Annotated in this window: 19 protein-coding genes and 1 pseudogene; 11 read left to right on the top strand and 9 right to left on the bottom strand. The window is 69.5% G+C overall.

From position 1 onward, the window contains the following. Positions 1-4: 4 nt before the first annotated feature. Positions 5-718 carry a YceI family protein gene (locus QK288_RS13490; RefSeq protein ID WP_348639020.1) on the bottom strand — a complete coding sequence of 238 codons (714 nt, stop codon included), beginning with the start codon at positions 716-718 and terminating at the stop codon, positions 5-7. A 61-nt stretch (positions 719-779) separates the two neighbouring features. Between QK288_RS13490 and QK288_RS13485 the strand changes: the two genes are divergently transcribed. Both QK288_RS13485 and QK288_RS13480 read left to right on the top strand, forming a co-directional pair. Further along, the gene (locus QK288_RS13485) at positions 780-2087 is read left to right on the top strand and encodes a hypothetical protein (protein ID WP_281264808.1); all 1308 of its coding nucleotides are present in this window, start codon (positions 780-782) and stop codon (positions 2085-2087) included. Next, positions 2084-2392, top strand: a complete 309-nt coding sequence (locus tag QK288_RS13480) for a thiamine-binding protein (RefSeq protein ID WP_281264807.1) — start codon at positions 2084-2086, stop codon at positions 2390-2392. The genes QK288_RS13485 and QK288_RS13480 overlap by 4 nt, the downstream gene beginning before the upstream one ends. Before the next feature lie 788 nt (positions 2393-3180). Here the strand turns inward: QK288_RS13480 and QK288_RS13475 are convergent. Further along, positions 3181-4902 carry an ATP-binding protein gene (locus QK288_RS13475; RefSeq protein WP_281264806.1) on the bottom strand — a complete coding sequence of 574 codons (1722 nt, stop codon included), beginning with the start codon at positions 4900-4902 and terminating at the stop codon, positions 3181-3183. 156 nt (positions 4903-5058) lie between these two features. Here QK288_RS13475 and QK288_RS13470 point away from each other — a divergent pair, with 156 nt between their 5' ends. The 3 genes from QK288_RS13470 to QK288_RS13460 all read left to right on the top strand — a co-directional run bounded on the left by QK288_RS13470 (position 5059) and on the right by QK288_RS13460 (position 6988). Then, positions 5059-5181: a hypothetical protein gene (locus QK288_RS13470; protein WP_281264805.1), complete on the top strand. Its 123-nt coding sequence runs from the start codon at positions 5059-5061 to the stop codon at positions 5179-5181. A 70-nt stretch (positions 5182-5251) separates the two neighbouring features. Then, positions 5252-5470: a hypothetical protein gene (locus QK288_RS13465; RefSeq protein ID WP_281264804.1), complete on the top strand. Its 219-nt coding sequence runs from the start codon at positions 5252-5254 to the stop codon at positions 5468-5470. A 252-nt stretch (positions 5471-5722) separates the two neighbouring features. Continuing rightward, positions 5723-6988: an MFS transporter gene (locus QK288_RS13460; RefSeq protein WP_281264803.1), complete on the top strand. Its 1266-nt coding sequence runs from the start codon at positions 5723-5725 to the stop codon at positions 6986-6988. Between the two features lie 139 nt (positions 6989-7127). Here QK288_RS13460 and QK288_RS13455 read toward each other — a convergent pair whose 3' ends face one another. The 3 genes and pseudogenes from QK288_RS13455 to QK288_RS18855 all read right to left on the bottom strand — a co-directional run. Continuing rightward, positions 7128-7799: a response regulator transcription factor gene (locus QK288_RS13455; protein ID WP_281264802.1), complete on the bottom strand. Its 672-nt coding sequence runs from the start codon at positions 7797-7799 to the stop codon at positions 7128-7130. A gap of 90 nt (positions 7800-7889) precedes the next feature. Next, positions 7890-9212, bottom strand: a complete 1323-nt coding sequence (locus QK288_RS13450; RefSeq protein ID WP_281264801.1) for a hypothetical protein — start codon at positions 9210-9212, stop codon at positions 7890-7892. A gap of 58 nt (positions 9213-9270) precedes the next feature. Further along, positions 9271-9540, bottom strand: a pseudogene (locus QK288_RS18855) (histidine kinase); the annotation flags it as partial. A gap of 114 nt (positions 9541-9654) precedes the next feature. Here QK288_RS18855 and QK288_RS13440 point away from each other — a divergent pair. After that, on the top strand, positions 9655-10410 hold the full coding sequence (locus QK288_RS13440) for a hypothetical protein (protein ID WP_281264799.1): 756 nt from the start codon (positions 9655-9657) through the stop codon (positions 10408-10410). A gap of 124 nt (positions 10411-10534) precedes the next feature. On the opposite strand, the gene QK288_RS13435 is transcribed toward QK288_RS13440, so the two are convergent. The 3 genes from QK288_RS13435 to QK288_RS13425 all read right to left on the bottom strand — a co-directional run bounded on the left by QK288_RS13435 (position 10535) and on the right by QK288_RS13425 (position 14637). After that, the gene (locus tag QK288_RS13435) at positions 10535-11734 is read right to left on the bottom strand and encodes a homoserine O-acetyltransferase (RefSeq protein ID WP_281264798.1); all 1200 of its coding nucleotides are present in this window, start codon (positions 11732-11734) and stop codon (positions 10535-10537) included. Between the two features lie 339 nt (positions 11735-12073). Then, a complete protein-coding gene (locus QK288_RS13430; RefSeq protein ID WP_281264797.1) occupies positions 12074-13405 on the bottom strand; it encodes a bifunctional o-acetylhomoserine/o-acetylserine sulfhydrylase in 1332 nt (443 codons plus the stop codon). Between the two features lie 140 nt (positions 13406-13545). Continuing rightward, positions 13546-14637, bottom strand: coding sequence for an acyltransferase family protein (locus tag QK288_RS13425; protein WP_281264796.1), 1092 nt, complete (start codon positions 14635-14637; stop codon positions 13546-13548). Between the two features lie 86 nt (positions 14638-14723). Between QK288_RS13425 and QK288_RS13420 the strand changes: the two genes are divergently transcribed. The 5 genes from QK288_RS13420 (at position 14724) to QK288_RS13400 (ending at position 18218) form a co-directional block, all read left to right on the top strand. After that, entirely contained in the window at positions 14724-15500 is a 777-nt protein-coding gene (locus QK288_RS13420; protein ID WP_281264795.1) for an SDR family oxidoreductase, read from the top strand. Between the two features lie 91 nt (positions 15501-15591). After that, entirely contained in the window at positions 15592-16122 is a 531-nt protein-coding gene (locus tag QK288_RS13415) for a phosphoribosyltransferase (protein ID WP_281264794.1), read from the top strand. Further along, positions 16119-16838, top strand: coding sequence for a Type 1 glutamine amidotransferase-like domain-containing protein (locus QK288_RS13410; RefSeq protein ID WP_281264793.1), 720 nt, complete (start codon positions 16119-16121; stop codon positions 16836-16838). Before QK288_RS13415 ends, QK288_RS13410 begins: the two co-directional genes overlap by 4 nt. Before the next feature lie 8 nt (positions 16839-16846). Continuing rightward, positions 16847-17533 carry a uracil-DNA glycosylase gene (locus QK288_RS13405; RefSeq protein WP_281264792.1) on the top strand — a complete coding sequence of 229 codons (687 nt, stop codon included), beginning with the start codon at positions 16847-16849 and terminating at the stop codon, positions 17531-17533. Positions 17534-17591: 58 nt separating this feature from the next. Further along, positions 17592-18218 (top strand): GNAT family N-acetyltransferase, encoded by a 627-nt coding sequence (locus tag QK288_RS13400; RefSeq protein ID WP_281264791.1) that lies wholly within the window; start codon positions 17592-17594, stop codon positions 18216-18218. Between the two features lie 85 nt (positions 18219-18303). On the opposite strand, the gene QK288_RS13395 is transcribed toward QK288_RS13400, so the two are convergent. Beyond that, positions 18304-19014, bottom strand: a complete 711-nt coding sequence (locus tag QK288_RS13395) for an FCD domain-containing protein (protein WP_281264790.1) — start codon at positions 19012-19014, stop codon at positions 18304-18306. Between the last annotated feature and the right edge of the window lie 164 nt (positions 19015-19178).

Genomic DNA, 19178 nt, shown 5'->3' with positions numbered 1-19178 from the left:
TGCTCTATCCGGCGGGTGTCGCGTGGACGAGGAACTCGACCGCGCCGTCCGCGTCGACCTTCACGAACCCGAGACTCGGTGCCTGCACGCCGTAGTCGGCGAACGTGACCGGGATCGAGCCGGAGATGTCGACGCCGTCGCCGTTCAGGCCGACCTGCAGCGTCGCGGTGACCGACTTCGTCACGCCGTGCAGCGTCAGGTCTCCGGCGGCCTGTACGGTCGTGGTCCCACTCCCGGACGGGACGGCATCCGCGATCGGGCTCGTCAGCGTGAAGGTCGCCTTCGGGAACGCGGCGGTGTCGAGCGCGGAATCGCGGAAGTACGAGTCCCGCTGGGCGGAGTCGGTGGCGATGTCGGCGACCTCGACCTCGATCGACGCCGCCGTGATCGACGAGCCGTCGACCGTCGCGGTCCCACTGACGCTGTCCGTCCGCCCGGTGACGGTCACGTCGGAACCGTTCAGGACCTCGTGCAGCCGGTAGCCGGCCTCGGAGCCGCTGCCGACGGTCCAGTCGCCGGTGAGATCGCTCGCGTCGAGTGTCGACGGGGCACGACTCGCGGCGACGCTCGGCTCCGCCTCGGCCTTGGCGTTCTCGGTGTTCGAGTACACCGTCGTACCGATCACGGTCCCGACGACGCCGAGGACCACGACGGCTGCCGCGATCGAGATCCAGATGGTGGCCCTGCGCTTGCCGGTGCGCTTGCGTGGAGTGGTCACCGTCAGACGGTGACACGTCATCCTCGGGAAGTCCTGGGGATCGCGCCGCTACGATCCTGGGGTGCTGAGGTCCAGGTGGTTCGAGGTCGTGGGCTTCGCCGTCGCGTTCGTCGCGGTGCACGCCGTGCTGTGGTGGCTGACCGCGACGACCGCGAACCTGCCGCTCGGCGACGTCACGATCACCTACCGACGGTGGATCGAGACCGGGCTCACGTCCCACTACTGGGTCGGCATGGACTCGGACTGGGTGTACCCGATCCTGGCGATCGTCCCCATGGCCGCAGCCGCGATCGGCGGAGCGGCGTCGATCGGCACCGGGTGGCTCGTCCTGATGGTCCTGCTCGGCGCCGCCGCGTGCGCGTTCCTCTGGCCGTTCCGGGCGCTCGGCGTGCGGGTCGTCTGGTGGTGGCTCGTGTTCCTCCTCGCGCTCGGGCCGATCGGCCTGGGGCGGATCGACACCGTCGCGACCGCGGTGGCGATGGTCGGCGTGTGCTTCGTCGCGTCCCGGCCGGCGGTGGCCTCTGCCGTGTTCACCGCCGCCGCGTGGATCAAGGTGTGGCCGGCCGCGCTCGTCGGTGTGCTGCTCGTCGTGCGGCGCGGGCACCGGCGCGGGGTCGTCGTCGGTGCGCTCGTCGTCACCGCGCTGGTCGTCCTCGTCGACGTGCTGTTCGGCGGTGCCGCCCACCTGCTGTCCTTCGTCGGACAGCAGAGCGGTCGGGCGCTCCAGATCGAGGCGCCGCTCGCGACGCCGTTCATGTGGGCGGCCGCCGCGCACGTCCCGGGGGCCGCGGTGTTCTACGACCGGGAGATCCTCACCTTCGAGGTCTCGGGGAACGGCACCCACCTGGCCGCAGCCGCCTCCACGCCCCTGATGGCGCTCGTGGTCCTCGGCGGCATCGCGCTCGCCGCGTGGGCCGTCGTCCGCGGCGCCCGTCGAGCCGAGGTCGCGCCGCTGCTCGCACTGGTGCTCGTCGCGACGCTCATCGCCACGAACAAGGTCGGGTCCCCGCAGTACATCGGGTGGTTCGCGGTGCCGATCGTGTGGGGACTGATCGCCGGCCGGGGGAGTGCACGACGGTTCCTGCCGATCGCGATGGCGGCGCTGCCCATGGCGTTCCTGACGCAGCTGATCTACCCCGCCTACTACGACCAGGTGCTCACCGTGCAGCCGTGGATCCTCGTCGTGCTCACGATCCGGAACGCCCTCGAGGTCGCGATCCTCGTCTGGGCCCTCGTGCTCGTCGTCCGGATCGGGCTCCGGGCGCGGCGAGGTGCGCTCGCCGGGTCCGGGCCGGGAGTCGCCGGATCGGCGCCGGGAGAGCCGGGGTCCGGGCCGGGAGTCGCCGCAGAGGGCAGGATGGACCCATGATCGTCGCCTTTTCCGTCGCCCCGTCCGGTGGTCCTTCGGCCTCGTCCGACGGGTCCGTCCACGACGCCGTCGCCGCGGCCGTCCGTGTCGTCCGCGAGTCGGGGCTGCCGAACCGCACCTCGTCGATGTTCACCGAGATCGAGGGGGAGTGGGACGAGGTCATGGACGTCGTCAAGCGTGCGACCGAGGCCGTCGGGGCGTACGGAACCCGGGTGTCCCTCGTGCTGAAGGCCGACATCCGCCCTGGCCACACGGGCGAGATCGACGGCAAACTCGAGCGGCTCGAGGCTGCGCTCGACTCCTGACGACGTCGCGTCCGGCGTCCGCTCCTGCGATCGTGCCCCAATCTGGGGGCGCTCCGAACTTGGGACGACATTCACCCGTCTCTTAGTCTCGGCTCGGGGGATTCGGACGCATCCACTGGGGATCCGTCCCCACTGGCGTTCTGGACGCGTGACGCTCGGTCGTGCACGGGATCAGGAAGCGCTGGTCGGGCTTGGCGTACAGCAACGGCGAGTTCGTTCGGGACATGGAGGCGATCCGCCGCTCGCAGGCGTCGGGCGCGGCATCGCAGGCATCACATACGGTATGACCCCGTGTGAACGACGACGGGCACCGGAAGGTCGTGCAAATGTTCCGGCGCACGGCTTCATAAGCGGAGCGGCTTGGTTTCGCGGCAACGTCGGAAAATGCCGGTTCGGTCGCGTCGGTCCCATGAGCGTTTCCTCGACGCAGCGGCGCGGATGGTGGAGCGGGTCCCGCGATCGCCCCTGCGCTCCTTGAACGACGAAACGCCCCCACCCCAGATGCAGCCCTGGAGCGGGGGCGTTGCGGATACCTATCGAATTACTAGGAGGTTTGGTCCGGTCGTTGCCGGTGTACCAGGCACCGTGCCGGATTCATTCCTGGGACCGGTAGTCGTCGCCGTCGCCTCAGCGCAAGAGGGCGGCTATGTGCATATGGCGGAGGCCCATCCCGTCGTCACGCAGGTGCTCGTGGGGAGCAGGATGTATGCCTAAACCAGGACTGGTCGCGAATCCGCTGTTGAACGACGGGCAGGTAGGGGCTACCTTGCGAGAAACCACGGTCCTCGTTAGGCAAACTGCTTCATGTTGATGTACGCGGCGGCGCGGCGAAGAAGATCGAGTGCGGGCGAATGCTTGAAAGCTCCACTATCGATCGCCTCACGGAGCCAACGGGCCTTGTCGGTCTGGGAGAGCGTCGGGTGCAGGCGCTCCAACTCGCCCTGATGCAGGATGAAAATGCCTTCCTTCTCAAGCTTGCCCTCCACGGCCTGGTATGCGAGAAGGTCTCCTCCGCCCAGCATCGATGTGCCCGCGGCCTTCATCTTGCGCCAGCCTGACTTAGGCTTGAGGATGTCATTCACCCTGCGTAGTTCTGCGCCCGTCGGGGGGCCAGATCCGTTTTGCAAGAGCTCAGCAACCTCTTGCGCTGCACGCCCACGGTCCACCGCGGTTCGATCACTGTTGACTGCTGATCGGATGGTGTTCAGATATCCCTGGTATTCCGCTGGATCACCACCAATGCTCTCGATTAGTTCGGTCGTCTCGTTCGGTTGCTGAAGGATGTCGATATCGAAGACCGCGACGACGGGGATCGCTGCATCACGGAATGCTCGGATGGCGCGCATCACTCGGGACTTCCCACCCGCCTGCGTGAAGTGGCTCTGAGTCAGAGCTCGAACCGAGTTGTCATCGTGGTTGACTGCTGCTTGCACAACCGCGCTGTAGTAGGTGCAGTCGTGGTCCGACTCGCAGAGCACGACGCCAAGCGAGAAAAGACCGTTGAGCATGTCGTAATATCGTAGCAATGGGTCGTCTGCGAGTGACTTGACCGTGCTTGGCGAGAGCTGCGCGACTCGATTGAGCGTGTCCTCGCGAGTGAGGCGGAGAATGGCAATGGGAAAATCCGCATCAACGTCGTCAGTGAGTCCGGCGACAATATCCTCGCTGTGAGTTGAGACGATGATCTGGCGGCCCGACCGCGACTGCTTCGCAAGGAATCGTCCGAAGATACGAGCTTGCGGCGGATGCAGGAACGCTTCCGGCTCGTCCAATAGCACAATGGGTGCAGCCCCCGCAAGAATATTCAACGCCATTCCGATGAAGGCGCGCATCCCGTCGCCCTGATTGTAAACCAATTCGAGGCCGTTTATCTGCTTCTGATATTCGGGTGTAGGGGGCATCTGCTCGTCAACTGTAACCTCGCCCACATGAAGCCGGATAGAGCTGCCCGCATATCGATTCACGACCAACTTGATTCCGAAAGCGGCTTCGCTGAGGTCGGAAAGCTCCTTCTCCAGGTCTCTCCGGGCATAAAGCGTCTGCAAGGCCGACGTGGGCACATTGGTATAGGAGTCGTACGCTGATGTGTCCTGGGAGGCGCCGAGTCGGGATTCGGCATCCAAGTAGCCCACTAACCTATCCACAGCTAGTCCGCTAAAGCCAAGCGGGTGTCCTGCGGTGTCGACGAGTTGTTGTGCTGTCACGATGTGATTACCGATGCGCCATATCGGCTCGTTGAAAGTGCCGAAAGGATGTTCCCCCGCTTCGTAGTAGGAGCCGTTGGCATCGAACCACTCGCGCAACCTTGCGACACCGCCGGGAAGTTCGGTCGTATGATACGCAAGAACCTTCGACTCGAAGCCGTTATTAGCCATCCGGATATTGATATCTCGTAGAAGCGTGCTCTTCCCGGCGTTGTTCGGCCCGACAATCACGGTAACACCTCGGTCAAGGTCGACGGTTTGACCGGATCGAAGCGTCAGAGAAGTAAGGACAAGCGGGCTCTCCATGCACGAATGGTCGCACGTTGAGCCTCCGCGTCGCGACCGTGGACCGCGTTTCGACGCGCTGCACGTCTCGTGCGCGATGCTCCGTCGACCGGGCTTCCGCTTCCGGCGGCTTCAGTGAACAGCTCGTGGCAACTAACGAGAGCCACGACCCGTCCGATGCCGTCACAGCTCATCCAGCTCGAGGTACCGGCCCCGCGCCAGCCGGGCGATCATCTGCCGATCGAGGTCAACGACTTCCTCGACGCCGTGCAGCGCGAGAACGTCGCGCTGACGGGCTGATCCCCCGGTCTCGACGACACGCCGTCGCCCTGCCGAGGATGTCGGTGGTCGGGTGTGTCATGTTGCGCAGATGGTCGCACCGGGCGGCCACCGAAGTGACGAGGAGATCGTGATGATGCACGACGGCTGGTGCCCCGACTGCGACCTGCGAACGGTCGTCATCGACGTGGACTCCGACGACCAGAACGCCTGGGCCACCTGCACCGAGTGCGGTGCCGGGTGGGTGCACCGCGACGATTCCCCCGCGCCCGTGGTCGTCCACCGGCAGTCGGAGCGACGCGCCGCCTGAACGGCGGGTATCGAATCGATTCGGCTCGCGGGTTCCGTCGATGGTTTGGAGCGGTCTACACTGATCCGACCGGGCCGTGCAGTCGGACCGGTCTCTTCCGTTCACCGTCGAGCGGACCGGCGAACGCCGGTCGCGACGACGCCGTCCCGGACGGGAGGCCCGGCGCGTTCCGCCACGCGCCTCACCTCCAGCCCCTCCTCCGTGAACTCCGTGGCTGGTCCCGAACCGTCCGTCACGTCCGAAACAGGCACCATGTCCCAGCTCACGCCGGCGCGTCGCGCGCTCGCGCTCATCGCCCTCGCCCTCGGTGGGTTCGCCATCGGGTCGACCGAGTTCGTCGCGATGGGGCTCCTCCCGAACATCGCCGAGGCGCTCCTGCCGACGCAGTACGCGGCGAACCCGGACGCCGGCATCGCCCACGCCGGATGGCTCGTCAGCGCCTACGCGCTCGGCGTGGTCGTCGGTGCGCCGACGATCGCCGCGATGTCGGCGAAGTTCCCGCGCAAGGGGCTCCTCATGGTGCTGCTCGTCGGGTTCGTCGTCGCCACGATCGCCAGCGCGCTGCTGCCGTCCTTCGGGCTGGTGCTCGTCGCCCGGTTCGTCGCGGGCCTGCCGCACGGTGCGTACTTCGGCATCGCCTCGATCGTCGCCGGCGACATCATGGGTTCCGGCAAGCGCGGCAAGGGCATCGCGATGGTGCTCCTCGGCCTGTCCGTCGCGAACGTCATCGGCGTCCCGGCGATCACGTTCATCGGGCAGAACGCCGGCTGGCGTGTGGCGTACGGCGTCGTCGCCGTGCTCTTCGCCGCGACGTTCTTCGCGGTGTCGGCCTTCGTCCCGCGCTCGGCCCGCGACGAACACGCGTCCATCGGCCGTGAGCTCCGAGCGTTCCGCGTGCCCCAGGTCTGGCTCGTGATGGGGCTCGGCGCGGTCGGGTTCGGCGGGTTCTTCGCGGTCTACTCGTACATCTCGCCGCTCGTCACGAACGTCACGGGGCTGTCCGAGTCGGTGGTGCCCCTGGTGCTGGTGGTCGTCGGCCTCGGCATGGTCGTGGGCGGTGTCCTCGGCGGGCACCTGGCCGACCACAGCGTCAAGCGCACGATCTACGTCGGCATGTTCGCACTCATCGGCGCGCTGCTCGTGACGGTGCTCACCGCACAGTGGGCCGTCGGCGTGTTCGTCGGGGCGTTCCTGCTCGGCGCGACCTCGTCGGCGATCCCGCCGGCGGTGCAGTCGCGCCTGATGGACGTCGCCGGAGACGCCAAGACGATCGCCGCGGCGCTGAACCACTCGGCGTTCAACATCGGGAACTCGCTCGGTGCTGCCCTTGGCGGCGCGGTCATCGCCGCCGGGTTCGGCTTCGTGGCACCGGGGTGGCTCGGCATCGTGCTCGCGCTGCTCGGTGTGGTGATGACCTCGATCAGCTACGCCGTCGAGCGTCGGTCGAACCGCCGCGCGGCACTGTCAGCTCCGCACCCCACGACCGGCCCGATCACGTCCCCGATCCCGCTCGTCTGACGCGCGCGGCCGGACCCGGAAGACCTCCCGGAACCGCTGCGATCGCACTCCGTTTCGGAACGACCGGAGTCGAGGTGACACGAAGTGCGATCGCAACAGGCGATCGCAACAGGCGAACGCGGGCGAAGGGCCCAGGGACCTACAGGCCGTGGGGGCTGCCGTCTTCGAAGATGATGCCGTCGGTGATCGCACGCTTCCGGAGGGCGACCTTCGTGCCGACGTCGAAGCCGGCCACGCGGTACTTCTCACGGATGCGCTTGAGGTAGCTCTTCGCGGTCTCCTCGGAGATGCCGAGCTGGTACGCGACGCTCTTCACCGGTTCGCCACCGCCGTAGAGCGCCATGACGCGGCGCTCCTGCGCGCTGAGCTTCGGCACGCCACCGACGTCACCGGAGTTGATCGCCAGGTCGAGCTCGGCGGAGACGTACTGCTCGCCGCGCTGTGCCGAGCGGATCGCCTCGACGATCATCTCGGCGTCCTCGCTCTTCACGAGGTACCCGAGGGCACCGGAGCCGAGTGCCTCGCGCACCACGTTCGGCTCGGAGTACGTGCTCATGACGACGGTCTTCACGCCGGCCGTCTTGAGCGTCGAGATCTTCAGCGAGACCGGGATGGAGTCCTTGAGGTCCAGGTCGAGCAGCACCACATCGACCGGGAACGACGAGCTGGTGAGCAGCTCGGGCCAGGTCGTGACGGCGGCGACGAGCGTGATGTCGTCGGCAGCGCCACGGATCCACTCCGTCAGGGCGCCGAGCAACATCTTGTGGTCGTCGACGAGTGCGAGTCGGATCGGTTCCTCTGGAGTCGCCATGCTGGCGTCCTTTCTCGTGGTCTGCGTGGCAGAGCCTAGGTGGTGGGCCCACTCGGCGAGCGCAGGCTGGTCAGGGTGTCCGACAACCCGTCACATCGTGGGATGTCGGCTCACGACGCAGTGGGCGACGATGTGCAGCGCCCCGTCCCGCACCGTGTCGGTGTAGCTCCCGATGCGGGCGAGACCGCTCCAGGCCGTCGGGCCGAGCCGTCGGCGCGGGACGCCGCGGGACTCGATGACGATCGGCACGTCCATCTCCTCGTCGGAGACCGGGTGCCCGTCCGAGCCGACCGGCCCGAGCGTGACGGAGACCATCGGGACGCCGGGCTGCAGCCCGCGGCCGTCGCCGACCATCTGCCAGAGCGCTTGGAGCAGTCCGTCGCGCTGTGCGGGGGAGAGGTGCCCGGCGAGCGACCCGGGGTCGGCGACGCTGACGGCACGGCCGAGGTGGTCCGACTCGGTGATGGCGTGGTACAGCCAGGTCTCGCGGCGGCCCTCGATGAGGTGCAGGCGGAGCTCGGTGGCCAGTGACGCCGCCACCGACGAGGACGCGTCCGACAGGGGGAGCGGGTCGGTGCCGTTCGCGACGGCGTCGAGGAGCTTCTCGGCGGCGAGGTCGAGTCGGGCGAGTTCGTCGGATGCGAGCATGCCGACGGCGAACTGCGGTGCGGAGACGTTCGACTGCACGAGCACCCGGTCGAGTTCACGCTGCACGAGCTGCCGGAAGCGGTGCGTGACGAAGATCGCCACCGACGGCGGGACGATCACGAGCGCCAGCAGCGAGAACAGCCCGGGGATGGTGTCGGTCGTGATCGGGGTCGATGCGACCGCCATGCCGATGAACGCGAGCCCGAGCACCGTGATCGCCGCGGCGACCTCGCGAGCCGGGCGGAGCGTCGCGACGGGGAGCAGGGCGAACCCGGCGGCGATCGAGGCGCTGGCCGTGTGGGCGAGGTCGTGCTCGGGCCAGATGCCGATGAAGTCGAGGGTGACGACGCACCCGAGGACGACGCAGATCAGCACGAAGGCCAGCCCGGTGAGTCGTTCGCCGTAGGTCAGGACGCTCAGGCCGACGCCGACCGCCGCGATGACGAAGAGCATCCACGCGGCAGCGGGGAGCCAGGGGTCGGAGAAGTCCGTCCAGTGTGCGAGGAAGAAGACGATGCCCGCGATCGCCTCGAGTGCGGTGAGCACCGCCGCGCCGAGCCCGAGGTGCCCGGCGCCGAGCGATGCTCCGGGCTTCGCGGCCTGCCGCAGCGACCGCGCACCGGTGGAGGTGGAGGGGAGGCCGCGCGCCTGCCGACGTTCCGTGCCCCGGTACCGTTCCCGAGCCTCCCGTCGGGTCCGCGGAGCGGGCTGCTGGGTCTCGCCGGGGAGTCCGCGGCCGATCGTGTCCTCGGGGACGCGACTCATCGGGGGCCTCCAGGACGACGGTGGTGCCCGATCCGGGCGCGGAGAAGAGGCGGGCGTCTCCGCCGACCTCGCGGAGGCGGTTCACCACGCTCTCCTTGAAGCCGAGACGCTCCTCGTCGATGGCGCCGAGTTCGAAGCCGACGCCGGAGTCGGTGACCATCGCGCGGACCATGTCGTTGTCGTGCACGATCGTGACGTGCGCCTCGGCGACACCGGCGTGGCGACGGACGTTCTCCAGGCACTCCGCGAGGGCGAGCAGGAACGCGTCGAGGACGTTCGACGGCAGGAGGACCTGCCCGGTGCCGTGCCAGCTGACCTCGAGTCCCATCCGGCCGAAGCGCTGCTTCACGGACTCGAGCGTCTGCCCGAGCGGTGACTCCTCGGTTCGGGTGAGCGAGTAGTCGCCGGACTGCTGCGGTTGCGGTGTCGCGCCGAGCCGGAGGTGCCGCAGCAGCCTGGCGTCCTCGGCGGCCTGCTCGCGCATCGCCTGCTCGGAGACGCCGACGCCGGAGTGGGCGAGGAGGGTGAGCGTGGCGAGGACGGTGTCGTGGAGCAGCCGGGCACCCTGGCGGCGCTGCGCCTCGGTCTCGCTCGCCTGGCGTTCCGCACGGTGTGCGGTGCCGATGCTGTAGATGCGGCGCGCGACGCGGGGGATGCTCCGGGAGATCCAGTACGCGACGACGGCGGTGAGCACCCAGCCGAGGACGGTCCCGCCGACGGCGTTGGAGACGAGTCCGCCGGCGGCGAAGGCCATCACGATGATCGACGCGACGCCGCCGAGGATGGTCAAACCGAGTCCGACGAGGTGTCCGCGCTGCGCCATGAGGAGCGAGGAGAGGCCGCCGGCGGCGAGGGGGACGAGCGCGCTCGCGAGCACCGTGCGCTCGAGACCGTCGACGCTCGGCGTGAGGACGACCATGGCGCCGAGGCCCGCCACGAGCGTGAGTGCGGTCCACCACGTCGAGCCGTTCCAGCCGAACGCGACGAGCGCACCGATCATCACCGCCATGCAGGCGATCCCGCCGGCGAGCGGACCGGCCGGGACGGCGAACGAGCAGAGGACGCCGACCAGGCTGATCAGCGTGCAGGCGATGCCGACGACACGGGTCGTGGACCGGAGGAGCCGGTCACGTTCCTGTGCGATGAGTTCCATCGGTGTCCTGGTGCTGTTCTCGTGTGGGTGCAGGGAAGGTCGTGAAACCGACGGTTGATCGGTTCGGAGCCATCATTCCACGGGCGGCACCCGTTGGGGGGTGTTCGGCACGCCCGGTCGTTCCGATTGGAAACGGTTTTGTTATAGCGAATGCGATGAATACGTCGGTTCAGCCCAGCAGACGACGGAGGTGCGCACCGACCGCCGCGTGCTCGATGAGGAACCCGTCGTGGCCGAACTCGCTGTCGATGACGGCCGCGTGGTCGCCGTCGAGGGTGTCCGGGATGCCGGCGGCGATCCGGTGCTGGTCCTCGACGGGGAAGAGCCGATCGCTCGAGATGCCGACGACGAGCGTCCTCGCCGTGATGGCACCGAGGGCCGACGCGACGCCGCCTCGTCCGGCGCCGACGTCGTGCGAGTCCATCGCGTGCGTGAGTGCCACGTACGTCGATGCGTCGAACCGCCTGGTGAACTTGTTGCCGTGGAAGTCGAGGTAGCTCTCCACCGAGAACCGGCCGTCGTCGCCGAGCGGGGACACGTCCGACTGCCACGAGCGGTCGAACCGCCCGTTGAGCTCGTCGGACGCGCGGTAGGTCATCATCGCCATCCGCCTGGCCAGGGACAGCCCCCTGGACGGTCCGTCGCCGGGTTCGGCTTCGTAGTAGTCGCCGCCCGCGAAGCCCGGGTCCATCTGGATCGCGGCGCGCTGCAGCGAGTTCGCCGCGATCTGGTCCGCCGTGGTCTGGGCCGTGCTTGCCAGGATCGCCAGTCGGGCGACACGGGACGGGGCCGACGCCGCGAACTCGAGCGCGTGCATGCCGCCCATCGACCCGCCGACGACCGCGGCGAACCGGTCGATGCCGAGCGCGTCGGCGAGCTGCACCTGTGCGGCGACCTGGTCGCGCACGGTGACGAACGGGAACCGCGAACCCCACTCCACGCCGTCTGGAGAGACCGACGACGGGCCGGTCGAGCCCTGGCAGCCGCCGAGCATGTTCGGCGCGACGACGAACCACCGGTCGGTGTCGATCGCCCGACCGGGTCCGACGACGTCGCCCCACCAGCCGGCGGTCTTGTGCCCGGGGCCGGCATCACCCGTGACGTGCGAGTCCCCGGTCAGCGCGTGGAACACGAGGACGGCGTTGTCCCGTGCGTCGTTCAGCGTGCCCCAGGACTCGTAGGCGATCCGGACGCTCGGCAGCCGTCCGCCGCGGACCCACTGCTCGCCGAGCGCGACGAACTGCCGGGAGCCGGGGTGGTCACCGGGTCGCCATGCGCCCGTGACCGGGGGTTTGCCGATCGCCCCGAGCGCGGTCCCCGGGACCAGGGTGGACGGGACGGAGTCCTCGGGAGTCGTCTGCCAGTCCATGGTCCGTCCATTGTCCCGGTCCGTGGACCGTCCGGGCGCCGTGTTACGTCGGTTGCGTGGCCGGATCGGGGCGGACGGGAGGCTTGGGTCGTCTCCGGCGGCGTCGTTGCGTCGGCAGGGTGGTTGCGTCCGCAAGGTGGTTGCGTCCGCAAGGGACGACAAGACCGCTGTCGTACGACATCGACGTTGTCGCAAGCAAGCGGACGCAACAGTTGCGCACGCGTGGGAACGACGAAGTCGCTGTCGTACGACAGCGACTTCGTCGTTCCGAGTCGGCTCCGGAGGGGCGGGTCCGGAGGCGCGGGTCCGGAGGGGCGAGCTCGCGGGTCCGGCGTGCGCCTACGCGCGCAAACCAGCCTGGGCGACCGCACGAGCTGCTGCGAGCCCGGCCTCGAGGTCCGCCTTCAGGTCCTCGACGTTCTCGATGCCCACCGACAGGCGCACGAGCCCCGGCGTCACACCGGTGGTCAGCTGCTGCTCCGGCGTGAGCTGCGAGTGCGTCGTCGACGCCGGGTGGATCACGAGCGAGCGCACGTCACCGATGTTGGCGAGGTGCGAGAACAGCGTCAGGTTGTCGACGAGCGCACGACCCGCGTCGACGCCGCCCTTCAGCTCGAACGACAGCACCGCCCCGACGCCCTTCGGTGCGTACCGCGTCGCGGCGCCGTACCAGGGGGAGGTCGGCAGTCCGGCGTAGGCCACCGTCGCCACGTCCGGGTGCTGGTCGAGCCACTCGGCGATCTCCTGCGCGTTCGCCACGTGTCGCTCGATGCGGAGCGACAGGGTCTCGATGCCCTGCAGCAGCGCGAACGCGGTGTCGGGGGAGCTCGACGCACCGAGGTCGCGGAGGAGCTGCACGCGCGCCTTGATGATGTAGGCGAGCGAGTTGCCGACCGCCTCGGCGAAGACCGCCCCGTGGTACGAGGGGTCCGGCGTGTTGAACTCCGGGAACTTCTCCGGGTGCTGGGACCACGGGAACGTGCCACCGTCGACGATGACGCCGCCGATGACCGTGCCGTGCCCACCGAGGAACTTCGTCGCCGAGTGCACCACGATGTCGGCGCCGTGCTCGAACGGACGGATCAGGTACGGCGTCGCGATCGTGTTGTCGACGATGAGCGGCACCCCGGCCTGGTGCGCGATGTCCGCGACCGTCGTGATGTCGAGCACGTTGATCTTCGGGTTGCCGATCGTCTCGGCGAAGAACAGCTTCGTGTTCGGGCGGACCGCGCGGCGCCACTCCTCGGGGTCGTCCTGGTCCTCGACGAAGGTGGTCTCGATGCCGAGCCGGGCCAGCGTGTACTTGAACAGGTTGTACGTGCCGCCGTAGATCGACGACGAGGACACGATGTGGTCACCGGCCTGCGCGATGTTGAGGACGGCGTAGGTCTCCGCCGCCTGACCGCTCGCGACCAGGAGCGCACCGGAGCCCCCCTCGAGCGCGGCGATCCGCTGTTCGAGGACGTCGTTCGTCGGGTTCATGATGCGCGAGTAGATGTTGCCGGGCTTCGCGAGGGCGAAGAGGTCACGCGCCTCGTCCGAGTTCGCGAAGACGTACGAGGTCGTCTTGTAGATCGGGGTGGCGCGTGCGCCGGTCGTCGGGTCCGGCTGCGCTCCGGCGTGGACCTGCGTGGTCTCGAACCGCCACTGCGCGGCGTCGTTCTCGGTCATCTCGTGCTCCTGTCCGGTGCGGTCGGTCGTCGGGTCGCCGTGCGCTCGGCCGGGAGGCTCGGCGCGTCGTCACGTCGGAGGCAACGGTACGGACGTGGCCGGGTCCGCACCACCGCACCCGTCTCGTGACGTAACGAGCGTCAGGCGGGGTCGCGCCGGAAGAGCCAGCGGACGTTCGGCTCGAGGAGCCAGCGCATGCCTCTCCTGACGAACGGCTGCGCCAGGAAGAGGCTCACCGCACAGGCGAACGCGACCATCAGGAGCACGTACGGCCACGCCGAGTGCTGGCCGGCGAGGATGCCGGACTCGCGCACCGGGTAGAGCACGAACGTGTGCAGCAGGTACACGTACATCGTCGCCGCGCCGAACTGCGTGATCCAGACGTTCCGCCGGGGAACCAGCAGGAGGAACGACGCGGTGAGCAGTGCGGCGAGGAGCATCAGACCGAAGCGCACGGCACCCGCCCACCACGCGTCCTCGCCGAGACCCGAGTACGAGTCGTCGTAGAAGAACCAGTGGTGCAGGTCGAACTCCTTGAACTGCGGGATCCACACCGCGCAGGCCACCGCCCACGCCGCGAACACCGCACCGGCCACGACCCGGAGCCGGACGACGATCCTCCGTGGCGCCTCGTACCAGCGGTCGAACAGTCCCCACTGCTTCACCTGCCAGCCGACCAGGAAGAACGGCAGCAGGCTGATCGCGCGGGAGAGGGACAGCGTGGAGTCGACGTTGTCGAAGTACCCGACGCCGATGCTGAAGACGACCGCCCAGAACAGCGGCCACCGCAGCTGCGCCAGGTACGGCAGGATCAGCTTGAAGATCCCCAGCGCGAGCAGGAACCAGAGCGTCCACGTCGGCTGGGTCGGGTTGAACTTCTTGCCGCCCTCGACGAGTGACTGCACGACGGTCCAGATCGTCTGCATGATGATGTACGGCACGACGATGTCGGTGATCGTCCGACGCATGCGCTTCGCCGTGGGGGTGTCGGCGGACGAGAAGTACCCGCTGATGACACCGAACGCCGGCATGTGGAACGCGTAGATGAACGTGTACAGCGCCAGGGCGTGCTCGCTCGCCGTGGTCTGCCGCTGGATCGCGTGCCCGATGACGACGAGCGTCACGGCGACGAACCGCGCGGTGTCCCACATCGGGATGCGCCGCTTCGCGCGACCCGGTTCGAGGTTCGTGGTCGGCGCAGCGGGCGCGGGAGGGGCGGCGTCCATGGTCATCCCTCGTGACGTTACCGGAACGTGACCTTCGCCGTACTGGGTACCGTTGTCGTGACATTCGTCGACGGAGCACTGGAGGCACGGACATGGCAGCACGACGCGCGGTCGTCACGGGAGCGAGCTCGGGGATCGGGGCGGCCACCGTCCGCCTGTTCCGCGAACGGGGCTGGGACGTGCTCGCCGTCGCCCGGCGTGCCGACCGGCTCGACGAGCTCGCCGCGGAGCTCGGGATCGACACGCTCACGGCGGACATCACCGACGCCGCCGACGTCGAGCGCCTGGCGACTCGCGTCGCGGAGCTCGGCGGCGCGGACGTGCTCGTCAACAACGCCGGGGGAGCGTTCGGCTCGGCGACCGTCGAGGAGTCGGACGTCGACGACTGGCGCGCCATGTTCGAGGTCAACGTCATCGGCACCAAGCGCGTGATCGCGGCGCTGCTCCCGCATCTCCGGCAGCGTGCGTCGACCACGGGCGGCGCCGACATCGTCACCGTCACGAGCACCGCCGGGTTCGTCTCCTACGAGAACGGCGGCGGGTACAACGCGGCGAAGGCCGCCGAGCACGCCCTGGTCGGTGCACTCCGTCTGGAGCTGAACGGCGAACCGATCCGCGTCGTCGAGATCGCTCCCGGGCTCGTGAAGACCGACGAGTTCGCGCTCGTGCGGTTCGGCGGCGACGAGTCGAAGGCCGCTGCGGTCTACGACGGTGTCGAGGACCCGCTCACGGCCGACGACGTCGCCGAGGCGATCGTGCACGCGGTGGAGCTGCCGGCGCACGTGAACCTCGACCTCGTCACGATCCGTCCGGTCGCGCAGTCCGCCCAGCACAAGCTGGCGCGCGGACACCTGTCGCCCAAGTCCTGACCAGGCAGCCGTCGGCGGTTCCCCGCCCCGCACGCGCCCGGGCGGGGAACTCGGGTCGCGGGGGCGGGGTACCTGCCGGTACCGTGGACGGATGCCGATCAGCAGCGAACCCGCCGAGCCCTCCTCGCCGGCCGTCGTGACCGTGACGAGCGGGCCCGAGGTGCTCGGCTGGCTCGAGTTCGGGGACGCCGCTCGGCTCCTCGCGAAGGACGTCCTGTCGTCCGGCTTCGAGCCGGAGGTCGTCGTGGCCGTCGCCCGCGGCGGGCTCATCATCGCCGGTGCCGTGGCCTACGCGCTCGGCACGAAGGAGTGCGGCTCGATCAACGTCGAGTTCTACACGGACGTCGAACAGCGTCTGGACGAGCCCGTCGTGCTCGCGCCAGCGCTCGACGCCCCGAGCCTCGCCGGCAAGCGCGTGCTCGTCGTGGACGACGTCTCCGACTCCGGGCGCACCCTGGCGCTCGTCGTCGACATCATCGCGAAGGCCGGCGCCGACGTGCGGAGTGCCTGCCTGTACTCGAAGCCCGGCACCGTGCTCGAGCCCGACCACGTCTGGCGACGGGTCGACGGCTGGATCACCTTCCCGTGGAGCGCCCTCGCACCGGTGACGGCCGAGTCGTGAGCATCCACCTCGTCGGCGGCGGACCGTTCGCCGCCTCCGACGCCGCTGCGCCCTTCCTCGCCGAGGCGACCGCCCGTTCCGCCGCCGTCGGCCGCACCGTCCCGCGCATCGGGCTGCTCTCCGTCGCCGACGCCACGGGCGCGAGCCCGTCGTCGACCGCCGACATCGCGGAGGTCCTCGGCGGTGCCCGCGCGGCGGAGGTCCTCGTGACCGAGGTCGCTCCGGGGCAGCCGTTCAGCACGGCGGTCCTCAGTGACATCGACGCCCTGGTCATCGGCGGCGGGCGCACCCCCGACTACCTCGACGCGATCGCGCCGCTCGTCGACCAGATCCGCCTGCTCGTCTCCGACGGCCTGCCGTACCTCGGGTACTCGGCGGGCGCGATGATCGCGTCCGACCGTGCGCTCGTCGGCGGCTGGCGCGTCGGTGGCGTCGAGGTCTGCCCCGAGGGTGCATCAGAGGGCCTCGACGAGGTCGAGCTCCGCGAAGGACTCGGGCTCGTGGACCTGACGATCGACGTGCATGCCGTGCAGGCCGGCACGATCGCACGGCTCATCGCCAGCGCCGAGGCCGAGTTCGTCACCGCCGGGCTCGCCATCGACGAGGACACCGTCCTGGTCGTCGGTGAGGGGGCGCTCGAGGTCCGCGGAGCCGGCAGTGTCTGGCGCGTGGTCGCCGGAGACGAGTCGGTCTCCGTCGCCACGATGGGTGCGTAGCGACTCCGATGCAGGCTCAGCCGCTCGCCGAACTGGTCGACCCCGGGTGGGCCGATGCCCTCGCCCCGGTCGAGGACGACGTCCACCGACTCGGTGCGTGGCTCCGCGAGGAGACGGCGTCGGGGCGGCCGTACCTGCCCGCAGGCGCATCCGTGCTCCGGGCGTTCGAGTACCCGTTCGACCAGGTGAAGGTGCTGGTCATCGGGCAGGACCCGTACCCGACGCCAGGACACCCGATCGGCCTGTCCTTCGCCGTCGACCCCGGGGTCCGTCCGGTGCCGCGCAGCCTCGCGAACATCTACCGCGAGCTCCACGACGACCTCGGCGTCACCCCGCCGGTACACGGTGACCTGCGGCCGTGGTCGGAGCGGGGCGTGATGCTGCTCAACCGCGTGCTGACGGTCGGTGCCGGGGACGCCGGCAGCCACCGCGGCAAGGGGTGGGAGCGGGTCACCGAGCAGGCCGTCCGCGCGCTCGTCGCCCGGGACCGCCCGCTCGTCGCCGTGCTCTGGGGCGCGCAGGCCGGGTCCGTCCGGCCGTTCCTCGGGGACACGCCGATCGTCGCGTCGGCACACCCGAGCCCGCTCAGTGCGTCCCGCGGGTTCTTCGGGAGCCGCCCGTTCTCCCAGGTGAACGAGCTGCTCGTCGCCCAGGGTGCCGACCCCGTCGACTGGACGCTGCCCGCCCAGGTGTGACGAGCCTCCAGGCCGGTGTCGTGACCGCCTGCCGGACGCGACCCGTAGGCTCGTGACCGTGCTCGAGGAGGAATACCGCCAGCGGCGGGTGCTGCCGCGCCACCTGCGTGCGCCCGCGCCGTCCGAGACCGCGTTCGCCTGGTCGATCCGCGCCGCCGAGCCGTCGGACCTGCCGGACATCCGCGAGATCCACGCGCACTACGTGCGGAACTCGTCGGTGACGTTCGACGGCGCCGTGCTGACGTTCGCGGCGTGGAAGCAGCGGTACGACGAGATCCGTCGGCGGAAGCTCCCGTTCCTGGTCGCGGTGAACCCGTCTGGGCAGTTGCTCGGGTACGCGCTCGTCGATCCCTGGAACCCGCGTGACCGGTCGAACCACGTCGTCGAGAACTCGATCTACCTCGGGCCGGCGTCCGGCGGGAAGGGGCTCGGGCGCGCGCTGATGGAGGCGCTGCTCGACGAGTGCCGTGTTGCCGGAGTGCGCGAGGTGGTCGCGGTCATCGCCGACCGGTCAGCCGATGCCTCGATCAGGCTGCACCGACGGCTCGGCTTCGAGGAGATCGGCCGCATGGGCAAGGTCGGGTACAAGTACGACCGGTGGCTCGGGACCGTCACGATGCGCCTCCGCCTGCGTGGTCCGCGCACGCGCCGGGGTGCGGGTCACCGCGGCCGAGACTCGGGCTGAGCGACGTTCCTCGGGCCCCGGGCCGCGAGAACGGTCGCTCACGCCGAGACTCGGGCCCGCGCCTCCGAGACTCGGGGCCGCGGCGTCAGGCGGAGCGCCCCGCGGCCTCGGCGATGAACTCGTCGCGCGTCACACCGACCATCGCGGTCGCCGCGGCTGCGGCAGCGTCGGCGTCCCCGGCGACCACGGCTCGCCCGACGGCCTCGTGCCGACCGGCAGCGGTGCCGGTCCACCGGGTGATCGTGTCGCGCGACTCCGACGTACGGGTGCGGAGGAGCGCCTCGACGGTACCGGCGAAGTGCCCGAACACGGCGTTGCCCGACCCGGTGAGGAGCGCGCGGTGGAAGCGGACGTCCGCCTCGAGGTAGGCGCGGCCGTCCCCGCTCGCCGCCGCGGCGACCATCTCGAGCGCCGCGGCCAGCACCGGAGCGCCGGCCCCGGCTCCACGCCCGGCGAGCAGCGACGCCGCGACGGGCTCGATCCCGAGCCGGAGTTCGAGGAGTTCGCGCTGCTGGACGAAGTACCCGTCCGAGAGGCCTCGCCACCGGATGACCGACGGCGAGAGCAGCTCCCACGACGTCACGGGCAGCACCTGGGTCCCGATGCGCTGTCGCGGCTCGACGAGTCCGAGGGACTGCAGGACGCGGAGTGCCTCGCGCACGACGGAGCGCGACACGCCGAACTCGGTCGCGATCTCCTCTGGACGCAGCACGACGCCCACTGCCGATGCGCCGGACACGATCCGCTGACCGAGGGTGTCGAGCACCTGGGCGTGCAGTCCGCGGGGCGTGGTCATCGTTCCTCCATGCAGTACGGATCGCGCACCAGGCGCGACGTGTGCTCCATCAGACCGGCAGACTGCCCCGACGGGTGTGTGCCGCGCGGAGGACCGACGTATAGTCTGATTAATCAGATTATTCGATGCCGCTCCGAACGGCATCGAAACCCGGAACCAAGGCG

Source organism: Curtobacterium sp. 9128 (assembly GCF_900086645.1).
In the GTDB taxonomy this organism is placed as follows: Bacteria; Actinomycetota; Actinomycetes; order Actinomycetales; family Microbacteriaceae; genus Curtobacterium.
This window is presented reverse-complemented; position numbering and strand designations above follow the sequence as displayed.

What these genes read in the sequence shown, in the direction of transcription:
- QK288_RS13480 (WP_281264807.1), top strand. Translation starts at nt 2,084, where the DNA reads ATGATCGTCGCCTTTTCCGTCGCCCCGTCCGGTGGTCCTTCGGCCTCG.
- QK288_RS13475 (WP_281264806.1), bottom strand. Translation starts at nt 4,902, where the DNA reads ATGGAGAGCCCGCTTGTCCTTACTTCTCTGACGCTTCGATCCGGTCAA.
- QK288_RS13470 (WP_281264805.1), top strand. Translation starts at nt 5,059, where the DNA reads ATGCCGTCACAGCTCATCCAGCTCGAGGTACCGGCCCCGCGCCAGCCG.
- QK288_RS13465 (WP_281264804.1), top strand. Translation starts at nt 5,252, where the DNA reads ATGGTCGCACCGGGCGGCCACCGAAGTGACGAGGAGATCGTGATGATG.
- QK288_RS13460 (WP_281264803.1), top strand. Translation starts at nt 5,723, where the DNA reads ATGTCCCAGCTCACGCCGGCGCGTCGCGCGCTCGCGCTCATCGCCCTC.
- QK288_RS13455 (WP_281264802.1), bottom strand. Translation starts at nt 7,799, where the DNA reads ATGGCGACTCCAGAGGAACCGATCCGACTCGCACTCGTCGACGACCAC.
- QK288_RS13450 (WP_281264801.1), bottom strand. Translation starts at nt 9,212, where the DNA reads ATGAGTCGCGTCCCCGAGGACACGATCGGCCGCGGACTCCCCGGCGAG.
- QK288_RS13435 (WP_281264798.1), bottom strand. Translation starts at nt 11,734, where the DNA reads ATGGACTGGCAGACGACTCCCGAGGACTCCGTCCCGTCCACCCTGGTC.
- QK288_RS13430 (WP_281264797.1), bottom strand. Translation starts at nt 13,405, where the DNA reads ATGACCGAGAACGACGCCGCGCAGTGGCGGTTCGAGACCACGCAGGTC.
- QK288_RS13425 (WP_281264796.1), bottom strand. Translation starts at nt 14,637, where the DNA reads ATGACCATGGACGCCGCCCCTCCCGCGCCCGCTGCGCCGACCACGAAC.
- QK288_RS13420 (WP_281264795.1), top strand. Translation starts at nt 14,724, where the DNA reads ATGGCAGCACGACGCGCGGTCGTCACGGGAGCGAGCTCGGGGATCGGG.
- QK288_RS13415 (WP_281264794.1), top strand. Translation starts at nt 15,592, where the DNA reads ATGCCGATCAGCAGCGAACCCGCCGAGCCCTCCTCGCCGGCCGTCGTG.
- QK288_RS13405 (WP_281264792.1), top strand. Translation starts at nt 16,847, where the DNA reads ATGCAGGCTCAGCCGCTCGCCGAACTGGTCGACCCCGGGTGGGCCGAT.
- QK288_RS13395 (WP_281264790.1), bottom strand. Translation starts at nt 19,014, where the DNA reads ATGACCACGCCCCGCGGACTGCACGCCCAGGTGCTCGACACCCTCGGT.